Origin of the sequence: Pelobacter propionicus DSM 2379 (assembly GCF_000015045.1) — a bacterium.
GTDB lineage: Bacteria > Desulfobacterota > Desulfuromonadia > Geobacterales > Pseudopelobacteraceae > Pseudopelobacter > Pseudopelobacter propionicus.
In genome coordinates, this window is the sequence record NC_008609.1 from 130,502 (window position 1) to 153,078 (window position 22,577).

A 22,577-nucleotide genomic window follows, 5' to 3' on the forward strand; every position below is an offset into this window, starting at 1 on the left:
AACCGCGCGGGCTGTTCCGGAGGATGCGGCAGGGGGGTGGATGGAGATGGCCGGAAACAGAGGGGGCTCGAAATGCCGACAGGAAATGATTTCGGATCGCAGTCAACCAGCTATCCTACGCCTTTATCGGGTCAATAGATAGGAGTAATCGTTACTTCAAGGTGATCAACGGCAGCTTCGGCCAGGATATGGGCGATGTTGTGCTGATCCATGACTCTGAACTGGTTTCGGCCATGCTCAGGTCAACGGATGTATGTGCGCGCCATGGCGGTGGGGAGTTGGTGGTCGCTTGCCGCGTCCGTGCTGATTACACGGCAATGCATTTTCGCGGATCATCTGCCGGCTTCTCCATGAGCGGTTCAAGCACCTTTTTCAGCTTTGCCAGTGCCCGTTCCTCCAGCTGGCGTACCCGTTCCCGCGAGATGGAGAAGTGGCTGGCGATGTCCTGGAGCGTGAGCGGTTCGTCGCTGGTGATGCGGTGCTCCACGATGTAGCGCTCCTTCTCGTTCAGACCCTCCATGGCCTTGATCACCCGCTGTTTCACCTGCAGCTCCTGCTGATTTTCTCCCAGCAACTCCTCCTGGTTCATGCGGTCGTCGGCTATGGTCTCGAGAAAGGTCAGGCCGTCGCTCTCGACGATCTGGCAATCCAGGGAAACTTCCCCCTTCAGCCGCTGTTCCATGTCGATGACCTCATGGTCGGGCACCTGCAGCATGCTGGCTATTTCTGCGGCGTCGTTGTCGCTCCCAGTCATTCTGAGCAGTGCCTCCTTGGTCTTGCGCAGACCGTAGAAGAGCTTGCGCTGGGCCTGGGTGGTGCCGATCTTGATCAGGCTCCAGGCGGAGACGATGTAGTTCTGGATATAGGCGCGAATCCACCATACCGCGTAGGATATCAGGCGGATCTTGCGGTAGGGGTTGAATTTGCGCACCGCCATCATCAACCCGATATTGCCCTCCTGGATCAGGTCCAGCATCTTCATGCCGTAGTTCCGGTACTCGGACGCGATCTTGACCACGTAGCGCAGGTTGGATGTTACCAGGGTATGGGCCGCCTCCAGGTCCTTCTCCTCGTAGAACCTGATGGCGCAGGAGCGCTCCTCCTCCTCGCTCAGGAGATTGAATTTTCGTATTTCCGCCAGATACAGTGTCAGGCTGTCCGCAACAACGGGAAGGTTTGCTACCATGACACACCTCCTCTGTTTTTTTTTCATTTTTAGCACTCTCGTGCGGTGACTGCTAAAAATATAGCAAATCAGTTTTCTGATATCAAGAGCGAATTAACGGTTAAAGTGAACGATAACAAGGTATTGTGAAACGAAAAAGAGTGGCTGCTTCCCTGGTTGCAGTGCTCCAGGAGGGCATTTCCGTGGAAAGGGTCGATGTCCGGAAGGGACATAGTTCAGAAGGGGAGATTCAGGCGGATCGCCGGGAATCGGCGGCCGTTGCATCAAGGCGCTGCCAGTTCGACGCGGTTTCTCCCTCCTGTCTTTGCGCGGTACAGGGCATGATCAACGGGCTGTATGCACTCGTCGAGAGTCATGCCCGGCCTGAACTGTCCAACCCCCATGCTCAGGGTAACTGCTATGCTTTCCCCTTCCCAGGGGATTGACAGTTCGCTCACTGCCTGGCGCAGTTTTTCGGCCACCCTGGCTGCGGCATCCAGGTTTGTGTCCGGCAGCAGCAGCATAAATTCCTCTCCCCCCCAGCGTCCGCAGGCATCTTCCACGCGGATCGAAGAGCTTATGGCGTTGGCCACGCTCCTCAGGACCCTGTCCCCTGCGTTGTGGCCGAAGGTGTCGTTGACGCTCTTGAAGTGATCTATGTCGGCAATAATGATGGACAGTGGGGTCCCATGGCGTTCCGCCCTCCCTTTTTCAGTGTTGAAGCGGTTGATGAACTCCCATCTGTTGGCAATTCCGGTGAGGTGATCGGTGCGGGCGGCGCACTGGAGCGCTTCCTCGGCCAGCAGGCTGTGGGCGCACTCAAGCAGGGTCTCGTGGAGTTGAAAACCGTTGACCGGCTTGGTGACATACTTGTCAACGCCGATATTGATGGAGCGTTTCAGGTAATCCACATCCTCAAAGGCGGTCAGGAGCAGTATCTGCACGTTCCTGTCGGAATGGCGGATTTCCCCTGCCATGGTCAGTCCGTCCATATTCGGCATCTGTATGTCGGTTATGATTATGTGGGGATGGTGCGTACGGTAGGCCTCCAGTCCCTCGGCGCCGTCCCTGGCGACTATCAGCATCCCCACGATGCGCCTGAGAAACAGGGTAAACTGTTCCCGGGCATCTTCTTCGTCCTCCACATACAGAACCGTGAGGCTCTTCAAATACTCCTGGTCCGGTGTACGTGCGTTCATGATCGTTTCTCCGCCAGCGGTGTGAAAACCGAGAATTCGCTGCCGCCATCGATGCTGCGCGCGGTCAGTGCTCCCCCCATGTTGCCCTCGATTATCATCTTCGACATGTACAGTCCTATACCCGTTCCCATGCTCTTTGTGGAGAAATACGGCTCAAAGATCTTCTCCAGGATAGCCTCCGGAATGCCGCCGCCGTTGTCCCGCACCGTTACGACACCCATTCCCTCCTGCTCCCTGAGGGTTATGGCGATGCGTCCCGCACGGGGACCGGTCCCGATGATCGCCTCCCTGGCATTGCTCAACAGGTTCAGGAGCACCTGGGAGTATTCGTTCGGGAAACCCCTCAGGATGCAGTCGTTTTCGGCGTCAACGGTGATGGCGATGTTGCTGCTTCTGCAGGCTGCGTCCACCAGATCCACCGCCTGCCTGATCTGCGCCATGGCCGAGAAAGAGACCATCTCCTTGCCGGGTGCGAAGAAGTTGCGGAAGTCATTGATGGTCGTGGACATTTTCTGAATCAGCCGGTTGGCGGTGGTGGCGGATTCGTTCAGATACCTGGCCGTGAGTTGATTGTCCTGCTGGGCGTACTGGAGGTTGCTGATCAGCATGGCCAGGGCATTCAGGGGCTGGCGCCACTGGTGGGCGATGTTGCCGATCATCTCTCCCATGGCGGCCTGACGCCCCTGGCTGATGAGGATCTGGTCCTTCTGCCGCAGTTCGGCTACCGCCTCATCGACACGCAACTGCAATGACTGATTCAGTATTTCCAGCTCGGCCTGCTGGGCGGCAAGCATTTCCTGCGCCTGCTTCCGCTCGGCAATCTCCCGCTCGAGCATCATTGTCCGCTCGCCGAGGAGTCCTTCCATGATCTTCTTGCGGGTTATGTCGGTGTGTGTACCTGCGGCCCTGAGCGGATGCCCGTCGGACGCACGCTGGACCACCCTTCCCCGGTCGAGGATCCACCTCCATGCGCCCGATTTGGTCCGTACCCGGTACTCTGCCTCGATGGAGGGGGTGCGTCCCTCCAGGTGCTCGTTGAGGATCTTCATGGCAGCGGCCAGATCGTCGGGGTGCACCAGCCTTTCCCAGGAATCCCCGTAGGGCTCCAACTCTTCAGGGGTGAAGCCGACCATCTCTGCCCAGCGGGTGCTGAAATCGATCCTGTCATGGATGAGGTCCCAGTCCCAGAACGCCTCCTCGGTTCCGGCCAGTACCAGCCTGAGCCGCTCCTCGCTTTCCGACTTGGCCCGTTCGCTGGCTTCGGCCAGTTCCTTGGCATATGTCAATTCCCTGACCCTCTCGGAGATTGCCCGCGACATGGTGTTGAAGGCAGCTCCCAGGTGCCCGATATCGTCATCTCCTTCGGAGAGTGGCGGGGGACCAAGGTTTCCTGAAGCAACCTGCAGGCTCGCCCTGGTGAGTGACGACAGATGACGCGTCAGCCAGGAGCCGATCAGGAGGAACATGAGCGCAGAGAGCAGCAGACTTGCAACTGCAATGCCGATACCCTCGATCAGCAGATTTTGGCGGGCGGATGTGACAGGGGAAAGGTTGAGCCCCAGATGCAGGGTCCCCTGTTTCTGGCCACTCTGGAGTATGGGAAGGGCGTCGTCATAACGTTTCAGCTGGTGGAAGCTGAAAAAGGGGAGGCTGCAACTTGGCTGCGGAATCTTGTGTCCGGCGGTCCATCCACTTGACGCCATGATGGCGCCCACATGGTCGGTGATGACGATATAGTCGATGCCCCTGGCCGTCCGGCTTTCGTCGAGCATCGCCTGCACCGAGGCAAAATCCCGCCGTGCCAGGGGAGCCTTCAGTGCCGCATTCAGTACTGGTAGCATCTGTTGTGCCTGCCAGTGCGCCTGGTCGATCATGGCCCTGTGCAAGAGGCGGAGATCATTGGCCACAAGCAGGGTCAGCATCACCAGTTCGACTCCCAGGGCCAGGAGCAGCAGGCGACAGCGGATACTTTTTTTGGGGGAAATGCTTCTCAACATGCACGGTCCTGTTTGGTCGTTCCGGATTCGGGAGCAGCCTCGTGACTCGGCACGATCATATGGTGAGCATCCCGGGCGAGGAGCGGGTCAGCTGGGCTTCCGGTCCAGGCTGCGGTACCGGATCGCCTCGGCGATGTGCTCCTGGCGGCTATGGTCACTGATGTCCAGGTCGGCGATGGTGCGGGCCGAAAAGCCGAGCCGGTGACCACATTCGCAAACGACGGATGAATCTCGGTCTCCTCCAGAGATAAATCACGGAAATCATCGACGTTTCTCAGTCTTCGGTCTGGAATTGGGAACAGTATGCCGAACCCAGGCAAACAGCCAGTAGCCAATACGGGCAAGCCGATTTCGTTCTCCATCAATGGAGCGCCGCTTCAATATCCTTTTCCAGACTTTCCGGCTTTGTCGTCGGGGCGTAGCGACCAACTACAGTGCCGTGGCGATCAACCAGGAACTTGGTGAAATTCCATTTGATCGCCTCACTCCCCAGCAACCCTTTGGCTGCAGACTTAAGATACTGAAACAGCGGTGAGGCATCAGAGCCGTTGACATTGATCTTGGCGAACAGGGGGAACGTTACGTCATAGGTGAGCGAGCAGAAGTTCTGAATTTCGGTGATATCGCCCGGTTCCTGTGCGCCAAACTGATTACAGGGAAACCCGAGCACGACAAACCCTCGGGAGGCGTACGTGCGGTACAGCGCCTCAAGTCCCTTGTACTGGGGCGTGAATCCGCATTTGCTGGCGGTGTTGACGATCAGCATGACCTGACCGCGGTATTCGGCCAGACTTGTAAACTCCCCACCGGCTGTTTGCACCTCAAAATCATAAATGCTGGGCATGGTGGCGTTCCTCGTCATGACGCCGGTCGGATAACGACAGGGATCAAAATCTCATTGGCTGGTATCTCAACGGATGTTTCCATGGGGGCGCCTCCACGTCCGTCTTCTCAGACGTGATTCCGCAGCATCAGGTGCGCCGGGTGTGGTGACAGGTAGACCTGTCCCTGCAGATACTGCTGGTCGTACTTGCGGACATAATGCCTGAGCAGCGTCAGCGGCACGAGCAGGGGCGCCAGACCTTCATGATACTGGCCGATGACTTCCAGCAGCTCCGCTTTTTCCTCCGGGGAAAGCTGCTTCTTGAAATAGCCCATCATATGCTGGAGGACGTTGGTGTTCTTCTTGGTCGTGGCATGCAGGGCCAACCCTTTCATGAACAGCTCTTCGTAACGAGAGAGCAGTTCGGGCAACGGCATTTCCTTGCCATGGGCGACCAGTGCTCCCATGCTGCGATAGGCTTCGGGACTGTGTGCCATCATCAGCAGTTTGTGGGCGGTATGAAACTCCACCAGCCGGCCCAGCGTGGGACCGGAGGCCAGAAAATCCTTCCAGCGCCGATAGCTGAAGACCCGTTCGATGAAGTTTTCCCGAAGGTGCGGGTCATTCAGACGCCCCTCTTCCTCCAGAGGCAGCAGCGGAAAGTGACGGGCCACCGCTGCGGCGAACAGGCCGCTGCCACTTTTGGCTGCAGCGCCATTGTTATAGACCTTGACCCGGAACAGGCCGGAACTGGGAGAGTCTTTTTTGAAGATGAAACCGCAGAGGTCCGCATCTTCCAGTTCCTTGACCCTGGTCGTACAGAAAACACGCATCCGGTCGGTCAGATCCATGCGGCTCCTGCCGGTTATCAACCGGGGATTGACCGGATCACCCTCCAGTCGCATGGACTCCCGGGGAATCGGAAGTCCGCAGCCGACCTCGGGGCAGACCGGCAGGAAACGGAAGTACTGTCCCAGGATGTCGGTGATGTAACGATCATGCTTGTGGCCGCCATCGTAACGGACATGCTCCCCCAGCAGGCAGGAGCTGACACCGATGATGATACTGGAATCTGTCATGGGGATACCTTTCGGGAAAACAGTCTGCCAGGTTATGAGCCCTGCCCAGCCGATGGTCGCCGGGTGGCAGCTGTTCGTTATTCCGGTTTCTGGAGTGAGAAGACGAATCCGCTCAAAAAAAACTTGAAACCTGGATACGGGAAAACCGGTTTGCCGTTGTGGGTGAACCGTCAAAAGTCACCCTGTCTTCCTGTCCAGGCTGCGGTACTGGATCGCCTCGGCGATGTGCTCCTGGCGGATATGGTCGCTGGCGTCCAGGTCGGCGATGGTGCGGGCCACCTTGAGGATGCGGTTGTAGGTGCGGGCCGAGAAGCCGAGCCGGTCGGTGACCACATCCGAAAACGACGGATGAATCTCGGTCTCCTTCAGAGAAAAATCAAGTAACCCATCGATGTTTCTGAGTATGTTTCTGAGTTTTGGTCTGGAATTGGGAACAGGGTGACGAACCATAACTGAATATAATCAAATGATTATCTACCGGTAAAAGCTCGAACTCTTCCCGTTAAATCAGGAAATGTTCACCTCTTATGATGAATGCTGCAGGTCCCGCTGTCACACGGATTTCGTTTTGGCAAATACGGTCGAATGCGGGCAAACAGCCAGTAACCAATGCGGGCAAGCAGGTTTACCAGCGGCAACTGGATGACGCGCCCCATGAGGCCACAGACTGTCGAGGTCGGGAATGCCTGCCAGATGGCCCGGAATGAGTCGACCCCTTTGAAAACCTGTCCGTCCTGATCAATGGCATGCAGCTGATGCATGAAATCAGCGAGGGAAACCTGGTACGGTTTCGGGTCGAAACCAGGGCGGCTGATGTCTACAGCCACCAACTTGCCACCATGGTCTTTCCTCAGGTAGTGCTCGATCTCGGCAGCACAGACGATGCATGAGCCATCGTAGAACACTGTAAGTGGGAATCGTGGCGCTCTCACTCAAATAAGGGGGCGCACTTCGGTAACCGTGAACCAGGCAGCGTGGGTGACGGCAGTTCCGGTGCCGGGACCAACAGTTGCATCCGTGTTTTCTTTGATTTTTGCCAGCATGGGACCGGACTCTTCCGTCTTGACCAGTTCCAGGGCCAGACGGACGCCACTGAAGCCGGGACCTGAAGCCTTGAACAGGAATGAAGCCTGCGGGTTCTCGATAATATTCCGGTAGGTTCTCCCCTTGGTCATTCCCCATACCATGGTCTGCTCATCGATGACGTGCGGCCGGGCATAGACGGCTGTGTTGACGCAGCCATCCTTTGATGCCGTGGCCATAACCCCCAGACCTTGCTGCTGGAACAGTTCGTTCAGGTTCATGCGTATCATCTCCTTGTATAAGGTTTTTTCTGAGCATTCCGTTCTTTAGCAATGCAGTGCCGCTTCAATATCCTTTTCCAGACTTTCCGGTGTTGTTGTCGGGGCGTAGCGACCAACTACAGTGCCGTGGCGATCAACCAGGAACTTGGTAAAATTCCATTTGATCGCCTCACTCCCCAGCACCCCTTTCGCTGCAGACTTAAGATACTGAAACAGCGGTGAGGCATCAGAGCCGTTGACATTGATCTTGGCGAACAGGGGGAACGTTACGTCATAGGTGAGCGAACAGAAGTTCTTAATTTCGGTCATATCGCCCGGTTCCTGTGCGCCAAACTGATTACAGGGAAACCCGAGCACGACAAACCCTCGGGAGGCGTACTTGCGGTACAGCGCCTCAAGTCCCTTGTACTGGGGCGTGAATCCGCACTTGCTGGCGGTGTTGACGATCAGCATGACCTGACCGCGGTATTCGGCCAGACTTGTACACTCCCCACCGGCTGTTTGTACCTCAAAATCATACATGCAGGGCATGGTTTCGTTCCTCGTCATGAAACCGGTTGGCTAACGACAGGGATCAGAATCTCATTGCGGCGCAAAAACCAGAGACTGAAGGGCGGATTGTAGCGAGCCCACACCGCTTCACCGCTGATCTGGAATCCGTTTTCCCGAATCCAGTTTTCCAGCCGCTCCTTGTAGTCGAGGTAGTTCTTCTCGCTCCACGTTCCGGAATAACGGACTGCAGCCATACGTCGGGCCGGCACCTGGCGCACGGTGATGCTGTTGTCGTCGGGAACGGGCAGCGTTGCCAGCGTATAGCTGGCCGGCATCATGAAACTGACAGCCCATGTGCCAGAAGAACGCTGCTGACCGACAGGAGCGGTCATCGCAATTTTTTCACCTTTTGACTCCTGCGATACCGGGGCTGTCATGGCAATCGAACTGCGGGAATGATTGGCGCCGGATATGTAGTTGAAGAGTCGCCTGAATGCTTTGTTGCCGGCATCTTCTAGAGTGCCGTCAATCAAGGTCTCGGCAAGGATATGCGGATCATAGTCCCGAACCTCAAAGATCCCGGATGCTTTAACCACAGTGTAAGGCGCCTCCTCAATTGCCATTGCACGCACTCCCGTTAGAAGCATAACCACCAGCAGTAGTCCAATCCGTTTCACGAGGCCTCCTTAGTTAAACCGGTGAGATCGTACCTTCAGAAATCATCATATAGAGGCCTAATATCAGCTCCCTCTTTATTGAGTGAAGATAAATCACTAACGTCCGGTTCTGCCAACCGAAAGTGTGCACGCCAGCCAGACCAAAAGCGGCGTCATGATACCCCAGCCGATCGCCAGCAGCAGCATCCCGGTCGTGGTCGGCAGTGCCTCCGTTGCCCCCAATCTGGCCCCGCTGTAATAGGCCAAAGGTCCGCCGACGGCGCCGAAGGCCGCTGCAAGGATAAAATGTCCGCGCAGCCAGGCCAGGGAAACATTCAGGGTGGCGGCGAAGTTCAGCCAGAGGCAGATCATCCAGGGAGGACTGATCGGGCGGGGAAACAGGTGCTGCAGCGGCGTGAAGACGCCGCCAGCCACGAAAGTCGTGTCAAAAAGGAAGCCGAGCAGGCCCGCCGCCAGCAGCAGCCTTGCTTCACCGCGCCGATTCTCCTCAAGTGCCAGATGGAGCGCCAGGACCGGGATCATGCTCAGCGGACCGAGCCAGAGCATCCCCCGTGCCGCTCCCAGCACTGCCGCAAACCAGGCCGCCTGGAACAGTACCACATTGATCACCTTGCGGGTCAGGCCGTTCACGGACGGTTTCCATCATTCGGCCAACGCTGGGGCACCTTGCGCAGTTTTGAGATATCATACCCCTGATTCTCCAAATCCTTCACCAGCTTCCGGTAATCACCTTCCGGTATCTGCGGGGTGCGCGCCATGATCCAGACATAGTCACGCTTGGTACGACCGATGACAGTCTGGGTGTACTCTTCATTGAGGTGGGTGATCAGATATTCGGCTTTGATCGGCCAGATGAACCGCATCCCCCAGGTGGAGTTGTTGACTGTATCGACGATAAAACCGCGCGGGTTGTAGCGTTTAAGCGGTCCGTCAAAGCCCCCCTTACGGAACGTGAAGACAGTGTCAATCGTACCGTCGGGGTTGAGCGTATAGGTCTCGACAGCGTTGTAGGCCTTGGTCTCAATAAAGGTCGGAATGCAGGCGATAACGTACCACGGGCCCATGAATCGCTTGATGTCGACATTGTCTGTTGTCGTGAGTGGCGGCAGGGACGCGCTGCAACCCGTCATAATCAGCAGGGCAATCGTAAGCAAGGTTTGTTTCATAATGGTGCACTCCTTTTCAGCGGATGCAGCAGCGACTCATTGCGATACACCGGCTTGGTGAACAGCAGTTGCAGGTCGCCGGTAAATCGCTCCGCAAAACCTCCCTCGCAGTAACAGAGATAAAACTCCCACATCCTGATAAACCGTTCGTCGAAGCCCATACCTCTGACCTGCTCCAGATTGGCATGGAAGGCATTGCTCCATTCCCGCAGGGTTCGGGCGTAATGCAGGGAGATATCCTCCAGATGGGTCAGGCGCAGGTCCGTCTCACGGGCCACGGCCTCTGAGATGGCATGCAGTGACGGGCAGCAGCTGCCGGGAAAGATGTAGCGGTTGATAAAGTCGGGGGCCTTCAGATAGCGCCCATAGTGATGATCCGGCATGGTTATGGCCTGAATCAGGGCGGCGCCGTCCGGTTTCAACCGGTCGGAACAGATCCGGAAATAGGTCGGTAGGTGGCGGTGGCCGACCGCTTCGATCATTTCGATGGAAACCAGCCGGTCGAACTGCCCGGTCAGGTCACGGTAGTCCCGCTGCAACAACGTGATGCACTCAGCCAGTCCCGCTGCTGCGATACGTTCAGCCGCCAGGTCATGCTGCTGTTGCGAGATCGTGGTGGTGGTAACGTGGCAACCGTAATTCCGGGCGGCGTGGATGGCAAATCCGCCCCAGCCGGTGCCGATTTCCAAAACCTTCATGTCAGCAGTCAGCCCCAGTTTTCGGCATATCCGGTCAAACTTGGCAGTCGATGCTTCCTCCAACGTGCAGTTATCCCGTTCAAAAATGCCGCATGAATAGGCCATGGTCGGGTCAAGGAACAGCTGATAGAAGTCATTGCCCAGGTCGTAGTGGGCGGCGATGTTCCTGCGGCTGCCGGTACGGGTGTTGTCGTTCAGACGGTGCAGCAGGCGCTGGAGCGGGACGGTCAATCGGGCCAGGCCGCCCTCCAGTTGCTGCTGGGCCTCCTGATTGCGCACCATGATCCGTACCAGTGCCGTCAGATCGCTGCAGGTCCAGAGACCATCCATATAACTCTCACCGGCAGCTATTGACCCCCCGAAGGCCACCCGCCGGTAAAAGTCCGGGTGTTGTACCCGCACCGTAGAGGTCAGCTCCGAGTCGTTACGGCCGAATTCCCGGCGTTTGTCCCGGTCAACCAGAACCAGATGGCCATGCCGGATTGCTGTCAGACTGTTGAGCACCAGGCTCCGTGCCAGTTTATCGATGATGCCGTTCGTCGTTGATGCAGTTTGTGGACAGGAACTGCAGGTCTGTTCGTTCCGGTTCATTGGTGATAGCGTCCTTTCCTGATGTCAAGCCGCTCCGGGTGCGGGCAGAAGGGCACTCCTTTCCATTTCAGGCGCAGCGCCTGCCAGTAGATGGCGGCGATGACCTTGGCGGTTATGAACGGCCAGCGCAAAAGCACTCCTCCCAGATTACCGCCCGTCAGCGGCTGCCGCCGCAGATGGAGCGAGGCGTGAAAGACCTGTGCCCCCTGCCGGGTGTTGGATATGCGCACGGCCAATTGTTCCGCCGGAACGGTGAAGCGCCAGTCATAGACAATATCCATCGGCATGAAGGGGGACACGTGGAACTCCTTGTCCAGCCGGTACCGGTGCCATTCAGCGTCACGCTGGCCTGTCCGGGAATCAAGGGCCCGCAGGTACTCCTCCCCCCAGGGGGTGTTGTGGATCTCGACCAGGAACGCTTCCAGGGTCTGTCCGTCTTCGCCAAAGCAGTAATAGATGCTGATGGGGTTGAAGCAGTACCCCAGATAGCGCAGATGGGTCAGGAGACGGATCGGCCCCCGCGGGCGTTTGCCAATTTGCCGTTCCACCTCGTTGCGCACGGCACTGTCGAGGGGAAGCGATGCGGGACGAAAGTGATCCGCCCGGCGGAAGCTGGCCCAGTTCGGCCGTTCCACCGACCAGAGCCAGCGGCTCGCGAAAACTGTTTCCAGTTCCGCCAGGTCGAGATACAGAAAGAAGAGGCTGTAGTGGAACGCATTGCCGGCCGGTGTCAGGCGTTGATGTCCGACCTGTCCGGTATAAAGGCAGCTTTCCATGGCTAGAGTCCCTTCCCGAAGTGCCGGCAGACTGCCAGGGCACTGTTGACGCCGTCTTCATGAAAGCCCCAGTTCCAGTAGGCGCCGCAATAGGAGGTGCGATTGACACCGCTGATCTCGTCCCTCCGTTTTTGCGCTGCAAATGCGGCCGAAGAGTACACCGGATGGTGATAGATCAGACGGCGGATGACCGCGTCCGGAGCGATGGCCTCGGGACTGTTGAGCGTCACGCAGAAATCCACCGGTGCGCTGATGGTCTGCAGCAGGTTCATCCAGTAGGTAAGCACCACGCTCCCCTGCTGCCGTCGGGGGAGCAGGCAGTTCCAGCTGGCGCGGGCCCTGGGAATCGACGGCAGCAGTCGGCTGTCGGTGTGCAGCACCGTATCGTTTTTCTGGTAGGGGATGGCTCCCAGCAGTTCCCGTTCCGCTTCCGACGGGTCGGCCAGCATCGCCAGCGCCTGGTCACTGTGGCAGGCCAAAACCAGGTGATCGAACTCCTCCGGTTCGCCGCCGCGGGGGGTGACCGCAACCCGGTTGCCGTAACGCTGCACCCGTTCCACCGGAGTCGACAGGCGTATCCGATCGCGGAAGGGGCGTATCAGCGGCCCGACATACTGCCGGGAACCACCCGCCACCACCCGCCAGGTGGGCTGATCAAGCACGTTGAGCATGCCGTGATTGGTGAAAAACCGCACGAAGGCCGCCGCCGGGAAAGCCAGAAAGTGAGCCGGATCGGCCGACCAGACCGCTGCCCCCATGGGAACCAGAAACTTTTCGATGAACAGGGGCGAATAGCCGCGGGTCTTGAGGTAGTCGCCCAGCGTCAGACTCAGGTCGCTGCTGCCGTACAACTCAGCCGAGGAGTGGTTGAAGCGGAATATTTCCAGCAGCATCCGCCAGAACGGCAGGCTGAACAGGTTTTTGCGCTGGGCAAAAAAACTGTCCAGATTGCTGGCGCGGTATTGCAACCCGGTTGTTTCGCAAACTGCCGAGAAGCTCATCACGCTTGGCTGCGACCCAACGCCAAGGCGATCCAGCAGCGTGATGAAGTTGGGGTAGGTGCGCTCGTTGAAGACGATGAAGCCGGTGTCCACAGCGTAATTTGTACCGTCATGGGTCACATCAAGGGTGTTGGTGTGCCCCCCCGGATAGTCGCCCGCCTCGAACAGGGTGATCTCATGATCTCCGCACAGCAGGTGCGCCGTTGTCAATCCTGATATGCCGCCGCCGACGATGGCGATCTTCATGGTTTACCCCCGCGTTTCATATCAGCGGTCTGGTTTCTGTCTCCCGGAACCGGGCCGCACGGGTAATTCTAGCACCGGCTCCCGGTCCGGCAATTTCATTGGTGTGTGCCTGTCGCACGTTTACTGCATCCACCGCGACACCAGCGCGGCAAAAAGGGTTGTTGCCCCGCACAGGAAACAGCCCCAGCAGAGGTCGATCCAGACCATCTTGACCGGCCAGCGCTCCAGGGTAGCCATGTTGGTCATATCATAGACCCCGTACACCACCAGGCCGAACAACCCGCCCCACAGCAGTGACGAAGCCACCAGATGTGCCGGATCGATCCTCGGCAGGGCGAACAGTACGATCCCCAGCGGCAAAAGCAGGTAAACCAACCCCGCCGCCCAGTAGACCGGGATGATGGTGGCGCCCCGTACCCGTGCGTACGGACCGAGCTGGGCCAGGTAAAAACCCTGCATCAGCTTGGCCAGCCAGATGTAGTCCAACAGCAGCGTAAACGGTAGGCAGAGCAGGTAGATCTTGAAGGTGTGCAACATGTCAGACTCCTCCCTTGGGCGGCAGCGGGAAAAAGGGGCTGGTGCGGCGCTTGTACTCCTGGAAATCGGCCCGTTCCTCGTAGTGTTTTTCCAGCATGGGAATGCCGGAGACCTTCAGGATCAGGAACGTGATGGTCAGCGGGCCGATGATCGTCAGCCATCCGCCCGGCAGGGTCAGGGTCATCAGCCAGATCCCCCACCAGAGGGTCACCTCGCCGAAGTAGTTGGGGTGGCGGGTGTAGCGCCACAGACCGGTGGTCATCAGTTTACCCTTGTTGGCCGGGTTGCGGATGAACTTCAGCAGTTGCCGGTCACCAACGGACTCAAAACAGAAGCCGGTCAGCCAGATCGCCAGCCCAAGCAGATCAAGCCACCCAAGGGGTGTTGCCGGCGCCTGGTTGACAAAGATAACCGGCACGGCCACCATCAACAGCAGAATTCCCTGCAACAGAAAGACTTGCAGGAATGATCGCAGCACGAACCACGTTCCCCACTCCTCGCGCCATTGCCGGTAGCGCTTGTCTTCACCTTTCCCCCGATTGCGGCTGTGGATGTGCACTGCCAGCCTGATCCCCCAGAGCAGCACCAGCCCCGAGACCAGCAACCCTCGTAGCGGGTAGATCCCACCAGCCAGCAGCGAAACCGCCGCTGCCAGGATGAACCCCAATCCCCAGGCCACATCGGCGATATCGTTGCGGCCGCGAATCTGGGCGGCGATGAACCAGGCGGTCATGTAGACCAGAATTGAGGCAGCGGTTATCACGAGAACTTCCGTCATGATGTTCTCCAATCTGTCACGGTGACGATGCCCAGAAAACCATCTTGCCGCAGTCCGGTCTCATCCAGAGAACGGTCATAGGCCGCTGTCGTGACGCAGAGACCTGGCGGTATGGGCGTGCCTGAGCTGGCCAGCCGACCGAGGACAACCGCCTTGCCGCCGGCGCGGTGCAGGTCGGCGGCGGTCAGTTCCACAAGATCGATGACGAGTGTGGAGGGATGGTTCATGGTGAAAAGTGGAATTCCATGACGTTCTGAAAACGTGCCACCAGGTAGATGCTTGATATCCGCACCCGGAACAGGGCGCAACTCGCCGACGCCGTGAACTCGGTCAGGTGCGGATGGCGACGGAGGAAGATCGCCAGTCCGGTCTCCAACTCCGCCCCACTCACTTCTTCGGCACTGTCGAGGATCGTGGCGGCTGCCGCCCGGCTGAAATCGGTCACCTGGTTACTGCGGTTGTCCATCAGGAGGGAAACGTGATGGTTGTCTGCCAGATTGGCCCATTTACGGGTGGCTCGGAGTGTGGCGAAAAACAGCTGGCGCAGGTCGGGGGTGACGGCGACCGCCACCAGGCTGGTATAGGGACAACTCCCGGCGACAGTGGCCAGTACGGCCAAAGTCTGACCGACGCAGAGCATATCATTGCTTTCAGCGCTGTTGTTCATTGATGGAGCCGCTCCTTTTTTACTGTATACGATCTGTACTGTCGGGACCGATGTGCTGTACGGCTGATTCAACGCGGGAGACCGATGGTCCCCATTATGGCCATCTTGATGTGTCGGTCAGCAGCTTCCAGGCAGCAGCCGCCGGTCAGGGATACATTTTGTCAACGTCCTTTCAACAGGTCGCGCTTCAGCTTTTCATCGATCGGTTCGCGCCCCAGCCAGATGCCGAAATAGGCTGCGGCGAAATCGGCCCCTTCGATGACGATCAGCGGCGTGCCGTTCAGGGCAAGTTCCGTTCCCCGTCCCGGCAGATAGGTCAGGGAGTAGCGGTCCCCTGGTGTGACGTCCTTATAGGCGGCATTGATCCGGTCGATGCGTCGTTGCAGCTTGGCACGTTCCGCCGGGGTCTGGTTGCGTTGCAGGACCGGCGCGGCGCCCTTATCGAAATCCGGCCCCTTGATCGATACCAGGTAGCTGAGCTCAAGGCGCTTTGGCACATCGGACAGGACATTTTCCGCCTTGACCCCCACCGGCAGGTAGAGGGCCGCCACGTAGGCCTTTATAACCTTGAGATAGCGCAGCAGGGCCGCATTTCGCAGCGGCACCGGTTTGCCCCCGATGATCGTGCTGTCAGCAAAGGGAATGTTTTCAACAGTCAGGGCGTGTGACGGGGAAGGAGGGAGGAGAAGTAGTGTCGGCAGAAGACAAAGGGCGTACACAAGGCGTCGGCAGAGCGTTTCCAATGTTGAGATGATGCGCGGTGGTTGACTCATCTGGTCATCCCCTCTTCAAGGCGCTATGAACAGCTTCATCGTAGGGTTTCAGCTGCAAGGGAATAATGTCACGGATTGCGGTGTCACGACATACTACCTCATTTTTTACACCCTCTATCAATGGCATGGAAACCGAGGCCGGTACGGGGGTATGAGCCCTACCCGGCAAGTATCCTGAAGTGGGCTACGGACTTGCTGAACTCCCCGACGGGGATGCCCTCAGGCACCTGCTCGGCACAATCAGGGTCTTTGCCCGGCAACATGACCTCCGCCTCAGCTTTCATCCTGACCAGTTTGTCGTAGTGTCCTCGCCGCATCCTGCGGTAGTTGCCAGCTCAATCCGGGAACTGGAGTACCAGGCATACCTGGCTGAGGAAGTGGGGACTGATGTCATCAATATCCATGCCGGCGGGGTTTATGGTGACAAACAGACGACTCTCGTAAAATTCTATCAGGTTTTTAGCGATCTGCCGGAAACCATCAGAATTCGGTTGACGCTGGAAAATGATGATCACAGCTACACTGTGCGCGATCTGTTGCCGGTATGCGCACGGCCTTCCATTCCGTTGGTGTATGATGTTCACCACCATCGCTGTAATCCAGACGGCCTGTCAATCGAGGATGCGATGCAACTGGCAGCAGAAATCTGGCAGATGACCGGTCGGGAGCAGTACTGCCATCTGTCATCACCCCGGGCTGGCTGGTTCGCACGAAATCCCAAGCCCCATACCGATTACATCGATCTTGCGGATCTGCCCAACTGCTGGCTGGGACGGACAATGACGGTGGATATCGAAGCCAAAGCCAAGGAACTGGCGGTGGTTACGTTGATGACTGAATTGAAAGGTCTACGGTGAAGGAGCAGAAATCTGGTTCCATCGCTGGAGGGTGTTTGTCATGGCCTGTGCCGAACTGTTTGGCTATAACAACGGCAATGAATGGTTTATCGGGCACTACCTGCTCAGGAATGTTTCTGGTGGTTGCAGATGAAACGGATACGACTGGTACGAGCGTTAACCGCACTCATGCCCATAGGAGCTCTGCCTGCCATGGCAACAGAAGAAGCCACCTGTAGTGCCGAGTTATGTACAAACTGCCTTCAACTCGTCTTCCGATCCAGACTGCGGTACTGGATCGCCTCGGCGATGTGCTCCTGGCGGATATGGTCGCTGGCGTCCAGGTCGGCGATGGTGCGGGCCACCTTGAGGATGCGGTTGTAGGTGCGGGCCGAGAAGCCGAGCCGGTCGGTGACCAGCTCCAGCATGCGGTTGCCGGCCTCGTCCAGCTCACAGTGCTTTTTGATGAAGCGGGGAGTCATCTGGGCGTTGCAGTGGATTTTTGTACTCCGGTAGCGCTCCGACTGGATCTCCCGCGAGCGTTCCACCCGGCGGGCCACGGAGGCCGAGCTTTCCCCCTCGCCCCGGTCGGCCAGGTCGCGGTATTTTACGGCCGGAACTTCGATGTGGATGTCGATGCGGTCCAGCAGCGGGCCGGAGATGCGCGAGCGGTAGCGCTGGATGGCCAGGGGGGTGCAGCTGCAGGGGTGCACCGGGTCGGAGAGGTAACCGCAGGGGCAGGGGTGTGTTAACCTTTCTCTACGATTCTTATATAAAACGGCACTCGTTCTCAATCGAAATTCCCCTCGAAAAGCTGCCACTCCCCGGCTATCCCACCAATCCCGTGACCATCGGTGACCACATCCGCAAACGACGCATGGACCTTGGTCTCCTCCAGAGAGAAGTCGCAGAAATCATCGGCGTTACTGAATCTTCAGTCTGGAATTGGGAGCACGGAGTTGAACCAGAACAGCACTATAACCCCAATATTATCAAATTTCTAGGGTATATTCCGTTCGACTGTCCGGATGACACTGTTGGTAGGCTTGCGTGGTATAAGAGAGCGATGGGGATGAACCTGGATCAACTGGGAGAAATCATGGGCCGCGATCCGGAACAACTATCAGACTGGTTGAGTGGCCGGCACAACCCTTTCAGAAAGAACCGAGAAAAGATAGAACTGTTCTTGGTAAATCAGAAAACCTTCCTTCGGGGGTGTAAAATAGATTGTGTAAGTGGCTAAAATCGGTAAAACCCAAGATAAAGGAGAAACCGATGGCCACAACAGACGAACTGCTCGACGTTTTGATGAAGGATTACAAGAAACCAGAAGACCTGATTGGAGAGAATGGACTTCTGAAACAACTGACCAAGAGACTGTTAGAGCGGGCAATGCAAACCGAACTGACTGAACACCTTGGTTATGAGAAACATGCTCCCACCGGCAAGAACAGTGGAAACTCCAGAAACGGTGGATATAAGAAAACCATCACTGGTGATTTTGGCAACCTCGATATTACTACCCCCCGTGACCGCAATTCAACATTTGAACCGGTCATCCTGCCCAAAGGTGAAACACGTTTTACTGGCTTTGATGACAAGATAATCTCTATGTACGCCCGTGGCATGACCACCCGTGACATCCAAGGACATCTGCAAGAGATTTACGGTATTGATGTTTCCCCAACCACTACTGTCCGGTTAATAGTCGAATAAGTTCAGCTGGTTGTAGTCATAGGGGCCGGAATTTTGCTTGAGAGCTTCCGTAACCAGCTGTGAAATGGGCTTTTTCTCGAACAAGTTGACCTCCAGAATCTGTAGAAAAGTGTAGAGCGAACACAGAATGCCCAGCTTCTTTTTAGTGATCGCGACCAGCAGGTAGATGCACAAGGCAACCCATATCTGGCTCTTTACGGCATTGATCGACGTGCCGATGAACGACTTGATCCGCAGGTGCTGTTTGATCCATTTGAAGAACAACTCCACTTGCCAACGCTGCTTGTAAATCGCGGCTACGGTCTCTGCCGGGATCTCGAAGTTGTTCGTGAGAAACACGAGTCGTTTGTTCCGCTCTTTGTCAACATAGCTGACCCGGCGTAGCCTTTCCGGATATCCCTTTTTCGACTTCTGCGTCACCAAGGTGATGATCTGATCTGCCCGCACGCCCGTTTCCTTGTCCTTCGGCTGGGAATATAGTCGTTTGCATTTCAGGTTGTCCTTGGCCCGGACGACAAAGAATGCTCCCTGCTTGTGGATGGAGAAGAGTCGGGCAAAATCGACATAGCCCCTGTCCATCGCGTAAATGGCATCCTTTGCAACCGGCAACTGATCCAGCATCCTGACGTCGTGCACTTTGCCGGTGGTAATCGATACCCAGGTCGGGATGGGGCCGCGCAGATCAATGAGCGTATGCATCTTGACCGCGGCCTTGGTCTTGCGGAACTCGGCCCACGGGAACAGCGTAAGACACAGGTCAATGGTCGTCGAGTCGAAGGCATAGAGCGGTTGAGTAAGCTCAAGGGCGATGGCGTCACTCTGGTAAAGCCTTTGCGCCATGCCGATCAGCACATGGCCGAAGTCCTGGAAGATGCGCCAGTCTCTGCGCTCGTTCGCATCGGCAAGGGTTGTGCGGGAGACATCTCCACGGAAGCCGATGTGGTACAACTTCTCTTGGTGAGAGTTCAGGCAGGTTTCGATATCCCGTAGGCTCTCGCGCCCTGCCATTTGGGCATATGCCAGGCAAAGGAACTGGTCATAGGTCGAGAACTTCTTCTCCCGATATTCACCTCGGTATCGGCTAACGCAGAGATTGAATTCGTACCGGGGCAGGAACTGCAGAAGCTGCTTGAAAACGGTTGGACCGGTGTGCATCGCTACCCTCCTGGAAAGCTAGGTAGGCTACACCCGGAACGAATTTATGTCGAAAAAAGAACAATTACAAAAAAACCAATAAACTTAAAATATTTACAGCTGTGCAATCAATTTTAACCGGACAGTAGTGTTCCCCAACCTTGATTTCCCAAGTTACTGATGCTATCAGTGAAGAAGTGCTGATGTGGCAGAACCGCCCACTGGACGAGGTCTACCCCATCGTCTATCTTGATGCAGTCAGAATAAAGGTGCGTCACGACAGCAGGGTAATCAACAAAGCAGTTTACCTTGCTATCGGCATCAATATGGATGGCATCAAGGAAGTTCTTGGCATGTGGACTTCTGAAAACGAGGGTGCTAAATTCTGGCTTCAAGTTGTCACCGAATTGAAAAACCGTGGGGTGAAAGAAATCTTCATTGCCTGTGTTGATGGACTCAAGGGATTTCCAGAGGCAATAGAAGCAGTGTATCCAAATACCCAGATTCAGCTCTGCATCGTCCATATGGTGCGGCACAGCTTGAACTATGTATCATGGAAACAGCGTAAAGAAGTTGCAACAGACTTAAAGGCCATTTATCAAGCACCAACCGTAGAAATGGCAGAGAAAAATCTCGATGCATTCGCCGCCAAATGGGACGCCAGTCATCCGACTATAGCAAGGTCATGGCGAAACAACTGGGAACGTATTATCCCACTGTTTTCATATCCAACAGAGATTCGTAAAGCCATCTACACGACCAATGCCATCGAATCTCTGAACATGTCACTTCGCAAGGTCACCAAGAATCGTGGTCACTTTCCAAGTGACGAAGCGATGTTCAAGTTGCTCTATCTGGCCTTGAAGAACATTGCGAAGAAATGGACAATGCCGATTAGGGACTGGAAGTCAGCATTGAACCAGTTTAGCATCATGTTTCACGGCAGGATGCCGACCTTCTGAATCTGGGGAAAAGCATATACATGTAGATGCATCGGGATAAGTCGCAAAAACCGTAAAAGCATATACATATAGATACAAAGTCGTTATCTACAGGTAGATGCATGCATATACATATAGATGCTTGTATCTACAGATATATACATCGAGCTGACCGCTCAATAACGAGTTGGAAAGATAAAAAAATATGGTATAAATTCGGTCAAATTTCGTGAAGTAAACATGAAGGAGTTTGTTATGCCGTTCATAAGAAACATTAAGTTGTCGGCCAAGTTTGCTCTTTTCGGGTCAATTATTACTGTATTGCTATTTCTTGCAACACTGGTTTCCTATCACGGAATGTCAGGTACTACAGAACGTTTTGATCGATTTACGAGCAAGTATCAGGCACTGGCTCTGGTGTGCAGTGAGATGCATACGCAGGGACTTCAGGCAGAGCAAGCGTGTCGCAACGTTATTTTAAGTCCATCTGATGAGAAGGCACTATCTAATTATAAAACAGCGTCGGAAAAATTTCTTGAAATGCAAAAGGAAGCGATAGTCATAGCCAAGGGTATTGATGACTATGAAAAGCAACTACAGAACATTCCGGCACTCTGGCAGGAAAACGGTGCCGTTAAAGATGAGATTATTAAGCTTGCAAAGGATGGTATGCAAGCTGAGGCTGTCGAAATATTAATTAAAAAGGAAACTCCAAAATGGCGTGAAATAAAAAACCAGATCATCGCGGTGCAGGGCGCCCTGAAAAAGAAAACTGCGGCAGAACATATTGAACTGAAAACTTTTGTAAGTCGCACCTTCTATCAAACTATCGCAACTCTTGGAATTGTAATTATAATAATGATTTTACTGTTAATTGTTTTCTGGAAAATCATGCAAGCGTCTTTCAATAAAACAATTAACCATTTGAATACGCTCGCTTCTGGTGATTTTACGGCAAATTATGAAACTGCGACCCGGGATGAATTTGGACAACTAATGTCAGCATCAAGAGTAGTGTCTGAAAACATGCATAGCATTATCAGCCAGATATCCAATACATCCACACAGATTGCCTCTGCTTCCTCTCAGCTACATGCCACCGCTGAGCGTATCGCTACCGGTTCGGAAGAGGTCGCTTCACAGGCGTCAACAGTTGCAACAGCCGGTGAAGAAATGTCCGCGACATCCAGTGACATTGCCCATAACTGCCAGATGGCTGCTGAAGGAGCGCAATGTGCCTCTCAGACTGCCTGCGAAGGTGCAGCGGTGGTACAAAGAACCGTATCTGTTATGGAGCAAATCGCTGCGAAAGTGCAGGAATCAGCCAAAACAGTGGAAAGTCTGGGTGCCAGAAGCGACCAGATTGGCAATATTATCGGTACAATTGAAGACATTGCCGACCAGACCAATTTGCTTGCACTTAATGCAGCTATTGAAGCAGCCCGTGCTGGTGAGCAGGGACGAGGGTTTGCTGTAGTTGCAGATGAAGTCCGTGCCCTCGCAGAAAGAACCACTCGTGCTACCAAAGAGATTGGTGAAATGATCAAGGCTATTCAAAAAGAAACCAAAGGTGCTGTTGCGGCTATGGAACAGGGGGTACAACAGGTAGAGTCCGGCACAGAAGAAGCTGCTAGATCAGGAGAAGCACTTCAGGATATTTTGCAGCAAGTTAATGATGTTGCCATGCAAATTAACCAAGTTGCTACAGCAGCTGAAGAGCAAACAGCAACAACCAGCGAAATATCAAGCAATATGCAACAGATTACAGAAGTTGTACACCAAACATCGCAAGGAGCAGTTGAATCAGCGACTGCTGCAGCACAACTAAATAAAACTGCTGAAGAGCTGCAACATTTGGTTCGACAGTTTAAGCTGTAAAGAAAGTCGAAGAATAGAAGCGGGGTTCTTGAATATGAAAAACATATGATATCCCAACAAGCCGGTCAGACCGTGACCGGGGGCATAATGACCGCCCCCGGCA

At 55.5% G+C, this 22,577-nt stretch carries 25 protein-coding genes and 4 pseudogenes; 6 read left to right on the top strand and 23 right to left on the bottom strand.

Translation table 11 applies throughout. The features are described 5' to 3' along the window. Positions 1–161: 161 nt before the first annotated feature. Positions 162–281, top strand: a pseudogene (locus PPRO_RS21745) (diguanylate cyclase domain-containing protein); the annotation flags it as partial. Between the two features lie 26 nt (positions 282–307). Here PPRO_RS21745 and rpoH read toward each other — a convergent pair. The 21 genes and pseudogenes from rpoH to PPRO_RS00655 form a co-directional block, all read right to left on the bottom strand. Further along, positions 308–1,186 (bottom strand): RNA polymerase sigma factor RpoH, encoded by an 879-nt coding sequence (rpoH, locus tag PPRO_RS00565; RefSeq protein WP_011734066.1) that lies wholly within the window; start codon positions 1,184–1,186, stop codon positions 308–310. A gap of 263 nt (positions 1,187–1,449) precedes the next feature. After that, the gene (locus tag PPRO_RS19195) at positions 1,450–2,364 is read right to left on the bottom strand and encodes a GGDEF domain-containing protein (RefSeq protein ID WP_011734067.1); all 915 of its coding nucleotides are present in this window, start codon (positions 2,362–2,364) and stop codon (positions 1,450–1,452) included. After that, entirely contained in the window at positions 2,361–4,361 is a 2,001-nt protein-coding gene (locus PPRO_RS19200; RefSeq protein ID WP_011734068.1) for a PAS domain-containing protein, read from the bottom strand. The genes PPRO_RS19195 and PPRO_RS19200 overlap by 4 nt, the downstream gene beginning before the upstream one ends. A gap of 87 nt (positions 4,362–4,448) precedes the next feature. Next, on the bottom strand, positions 4,449–4,610 hold the full coding sequence (locus PPRO_RS21750; RefSeq protein ID WP_083761310.1) for a magnesium chelatase subunit ChlI family protein: 162 nt from the start codon (positions 4,608–4,610) through the stop codon (positions 4,449–4,451). 112 nt (positions 4,611–4,722) lie between these two features. Further along, on the bottom strand, positions 4,723–5,205 hold the full coding sequence (locus PPRO_RS00580; protein WP_011734069.1) for a glutathione peroxidase: 483 nt from the start codon (positions 5,203–5,205) through the stop codon (positions 4,723–4,725). Between the two features lie 107 nt (positions 5,206–5,312). Next, positions 5,313–6,263, bottom strand: coding sequence for a YbgA family protein (locus tag PPRO_RS00585; protein ID WP_011734070.1), 951 nt, complete (start codon positions 6,261–6,263; stop codon positions 5,313–5,315). A gap of 177 nt (positions 6,264–6,440) precedes the next feature. Next, positions 6,441–6,593 (bottom strand): annotated as a pseudogene (locus PPRO_RS21755) (magnesium chelatase subunit ChlI family protein); the annotation flags it as partial. Positions 6,594–6,781: 188 nt separating this feature from the next. Further along, the gene (locus PPRO_RS00590) at positions 6,782–7,195 is read right to left on the bottom strand and encodes a thiol-disulfide oxidoreductase DCC family protein (RefSeq protein ID WP_011734072.1); all 414 of its coding nucleotides are present in this window, start codon (positions 7,193–7,195) and stop codon (positions 6,782–6,784) included. Beyond that, positions 7,196–7,567: a pyridoxamine 5'-phosphate oxidase family protein gene (locus PPRO_RS00595; RefSeq protein ID WP_011734073.1), complete on the bottom strand. Its 372-nt coding sequence runs from the start codon at positions 7,565–7,567 to the stop codon at positions 7,196–7,198. Between the two features lie 45 nt (positions 7,568–7,612). Beyond that, positions 7,613–8,098, bottom strand: coding sequence for a glutathione peroxidase (locus PPRO_RS00600; protein ID WP_011734074.1), 486 nt, complete (start codon positions 8,096–8,098; stop codon positions 7,613–7,615). A gap of 14 nt (positions 8,099–8,112) precedes the next feature. Then, complete coding sequence (locus PPRO_RS00605; RefSeq protein WP_232286669.1) at positions 8,113–8,736, bottom strand: SOUL family heme-binding protein; 624 nt, start codon at positions 8,734–8,736, stop codon at positions 8,113–8,115. A gap of 96 nt (positions 8,737–8,832) precedes the next feature. Next, on the bottom strand, positions 8,833–9,366 hold the full coding sequence (locus PPRO_RS00610) for a DUF2878 domain-containing protein (protein ID WP_011734076.1): 534 nt from the start codon (positions 9,364–9,366) through the stop codon (positions 8,833–8,835). After that, positions 9,363–9,902 carry a lipocalin family protein gene (locus PPRO_RS00615; RefSeq protein WP_011734077.1) on the bottom strand — a complete coding sequence of 180 codons (540 nt, stop codon included), beginning with the start codon at positions 9,900–9,902 and terminating at the stop codon, positions 9,363–9,365. The genes PPRO_RS00610 and PPRO_RS00615 overlap by 4 nt, the downstream gene beginning before the upstream one ends. After that, on the bottom strand, positions 9,899–11,191 hold the full coding sequence (locus tag PPRO_RS00620) for a class I SAM-dependent methyltransferase (protein WP_011734078.1): 1,293 nt from the start codon (positions 11,189–11,191) through the stop codon (positions 9,899–9,901). The genes PPRO_RS00615 and PPRO_RS00620 overlap by 4 nt, the downstream gene beginning before the upstream one ends. Then, positions 11,188–11,967, bottom strand: coding sequence for a DUF1365 domain-containing protein (locus PPRO_RS00625; protein ID WP_011734079.1), 780 nt, complete (start codon positions 11,965–11,967; stop codon positions 11,188–11,190). Before PPRO_RS00625 ends, PPRO_RS00620 begins: the two co-directional genes overlap by 4 nt. A gap of 2 nt (positions 11,968–11,969) precedes the next feature. Continuing rightward, complete coding sequence (locus PPRO_RS00630) at positions 11,970–13,214, bottom strand: NAD(P)/FAD-dependent oxidoreductase (protein ID WP_011734080.1); 1,245 nt, start codon at positions 13,212–13,214, stop codon at positions 11,970–11,972. Between the two features lie 120 nt (positions 13,215–13,334). Beyond that, the gene (locus PPRO_RS00635) at positions 13,335–13,751 is read right to left on the bottom strand and encodes a DUF2177 family protein (protein WP_011734081.1); all 417 of its coding nucleotides are present in this window, start codon (positions 13,749–13,751) and stop codon (positions 13,335–13,337) included. Position 13,752: 1 nt separating this feature from the next. Beyond that, positions 13,753–14,529, bottom strand: coding sequence for a DUF1295 domain-containing protein (locus PPRO_RS00640; RefSeq protein WP_011734082.1), 777 nt, complete (start codon positions 14,527–14,529; stop codon positions 13,753–13,755). Next, positions 14,526–14,756, bottom strand: coding sequence for a PEP/pyruvate-binding domain-containing protein (locus PPRO_RS00645; RefSeq protein ID WP_011734083.1), 231 nt, complete (start codon positions 14,754–14,756; stop codon positions 14,526–14,528). Before PPRO_RS00645 ends, PPRO_RS00640 begins: the two co-directional genes overlap by 4 nt. Next, a complete protein-coding gene (locus PPRO_RS00650; RefSeq protein WP_011734084.1) occupies positions 14,753–15,196 on the bottom strand; it encodes a pyridoxamine 5'-phosphate oxidase family protein in 444 nt (147 codons plus the stop codon). Before PPRO_RS00650 ends, PPRO_RS00645 begins: the two co-directional genes overlap by 4 nt. Before the next feature lie 161 nt (positions 15,197–15,357). Then, on the bottom strand, positions 15,358–15,969 hold the full coding sequence (locus tag PPRO_RS00655) for a chalcone isomerase family protein (RefSeq protein WP_011734085.1): 612 nt from the start codon (positions 15,967–15,969) through the stop codon (positions 15,358–15,360). 179 nt (positions 15,970–16,148) lie between these two features. On the opposite strand from PPRO_RS00655, the gene uvsE reads away from it, so the two are divergent. After that, positions 16,149–16,826 carry a UV DNA damage repair endonuclease UvsE gene (uvsE, locus tag PPRO_RS19950; protein WP_011734087.1) on the top strand — a complete coding sequence of 226 codons (678 nt, stop codon included), beginning with the start codon at positions 16,149–16,151 and terminating at the stop codon, positions 16,824–16,826. Between the two features lie 242 nt (positions 16,827–17,068). Here the strand turns inward: uvsE and PPRO_RS00665 are convergent, their stop codons facing one another. After that, on the bottom strand, positions 17,069–17,518 hold the full coding sequence (locus tag PPRO_RS00665) for a magnesium chelatase subunit ChlI family protein (protein WP_232286670.1): 450 nt from the start codon (positions 17,516–17,518) through the stop codon (positions 17,069–17,071). A gap of 32 nt (positions 17,519–17,550) precedes the next feature. Here PPRO_RS00665 and PPRO_RS00670 point away from each other — a divergent pair, with 32 nt between their 5' ends. Both PPRO_RS00670 and PPRO_RS00675 read left to right on the top strand, forming a co-directional pair. Beyond that, on the top strand, positions 17,551–18,048 hold the full coding sequence (locus tag PPRO_RS00670; protein WP_041532440.1) for a helix-turn-helix domain-containing protein: 498 nt from the start codon (positions 17,551–17,553) through the stop codon (positions 18,046–18,048). 32 nt (positions 18,049–18,080) lie between these two features. After that, a pseudogene (locus PPRO_RS00675) lies at positions 18,081–18,494 on the top strand (transposase); the annotation flags it as partial. Positions 18,495–18,506: 12 nt separating this feature from the next. On the opposite strand, the gene PPRO_RS00680 reads toward PPRO_RS00675, so the two are convergent. Further along, entirely contained in the window at positions 18,507–19,676 is a 1,170-nt protein-coding gene (locus PPRO_RS00680; protein ID WP_011734090.1) for an IS4 family transposase, read from the bottom strand. A 131-nt stretch (positions 19,677–19,807) separates the two neighbouring features. Between PPRO_RS00680 and PPRO_RS00685 the strand changes: the two are divergent. Both PPRO_RS00685 and PPRO_RS00690 read left to right on the top strand, forming a co-directional pair. Beyond that, a pseudogene (locus tag PPRO_RS00685) lies at positions 19,808–20,617 on the top strand (IS256 family transposase); the annotation flags it as partial. A 234-nt stretch (positions 20,618–20,851) separates the two neighbouring features. Continuing rightward, on the top strand, positions 20,852–22,474 hold the full coding sequence (locus PPRO_RS00690) for a methyl-accepting chemotaxis protein (protein ID WP_011734092.1): 1,623 nt from the start codon (positions 20,852–20,854) through the stop codon (positions 22,472–22,474). The last annotated feature ends 103 nt before the right edge of the window (positions 22,475–22,577 follow it).

What these genes read in the sequence shown, in the direction of transcription:
- PPRO_RS00585 (WP_011734070.1), bottom strand. Translation starts at nt 6,263, where the DNA reads ATGACAGATTCCAGTATCATCATCGGTGTCAGCTCCTGCCTGCTGGGG.
- PPRO_RS00655 (WP_011734085.1), bottom strand. Translation starts at nt 15,969, where the DNA reads ATGAGTCAACCACCGCGCATCATCTCAACATTGGAAACGCTCTGCCGA.
- PPRO_RS00615 (WP_011734077.1), bottom strand. Translation starts at nt 9,902, where the DNA reads ATGAAACAAACCTTGCTTACGATTGCCCTGCTGATTATGACGGGTTGC.
- PPRO_RS00680 (WP_011734090.1), bottom strand. Translation starts at nt 19,676, where the DNA reads ATGCACACCGGTCCAACCGTTTTCAAGCAGCTTCTGCAGTTCCTGCCC.
- PPRO_RS19195 (WP_011734067.1), bottom strand. Translation starts at nt 2,364, where the DNA reads ATGAACGCACGTACACCGGACCAGGAGTATTTGAAGAGCCTCACGGTT.
- PPRO_RS00630 (WP_011734080.1), bottom strand. Translation starts at nt 13,214, where the DNA reads ATGAAGATCGCCATCGTCGGCGGCGGCATATCAGGATTGACAACGGCG.
- PPRO_RS00650 (WP_011734084.1), bottom strand. Translation starts at nt 15,196, where the DNA reads ATGAACAACAGCGCTGAAAGCAATGATATGCTCTGCGTCGGTCAGACT.
- PPRO_RS00580 (WP_011734069.1), bottom strand. Translation starts at nt 5,205, where the DNA reads ATGCCCAGCATTTATGATTTTGAGGTGCAAACAGCCGGTGGGGAGTTT.
- PPRO_RS00620 (WP_011734078.1), bottom strand. Translation starts at nt 11,191, where the DNA reads ATGAACCGGAACGAACAGACCTGCAGTTCCTGTCCACAAACTGCATCA.
- PPRO_RS00625 (WP_011734079.1), bottom strand. Translation starts at nt 11,967, where the DNA reads ATGGAAAGCTGCCTTTATACCGGACAGGTCGGACATCAACGCCTGACA.
- PPRO_RS00645 (WP_011734083.1), bottom strand. Translation starts at nt 14,756, where the DNA reads ATGAACCATCCCTCCACACTCGTCATCGATCTTGTGGAACTGACCGCC.
- PPRO_RS00600 (WP_011734074.1), bottom strand. Translation starts at nt 8,098, where the DNA reads ATGCCCTGCATGTATGATTTTGAGGTACAAACAGCCGGTGGGGAGTGT.
- PPRO_RS00690 (WP_011734092.1), top strand. Translation starts at nt 20,852, where the DNA reads ATGCCGTTCATAAGAAACATTAAGTTGTCGGCCAAGTTTGCTCTTTTC.
- PPRO_RS19200 (WP_011734068.1), bottom strand. Translation starts at nt 4,361, where the DNA reads ATGTTGAGAAGCATTTCCCCCAAAAAAAGTATCCGCTGTCGCCTGCTG.
- PPRO_RS00595 (WP_011734073.1), bottom strand. Translation starts at nt 7,567, where the DNA reads ATGAACCTGAACGAACTGTTCCAGCAGCAAGGTCTGGGGGTTATGGCC.
- PPRO_RS00635 (WP_011734081.1), bottom strand. Translation starts at nt 13,751, where the DNA reads ATGTTGCACACCTTCAAGATCTACCTGCTCTGCCTACCGTTTACGCTG.
- rpoH (WP_011734066.1), bottom strand. Translation starts at nt 1,186, where the DNA reads ATGGTAGCAAACCTTCCCGTTGTTGCGGACAGCCTGACACTGTATCTG.
- PPRO_RS00640 (WP_011734082.1), bottom strand. Translation starts at nt 14,529, where the DNA reads ATGACGGAAGTTCTCGTGATAACCGCTGCCTCAATTCTGGTCTACATG.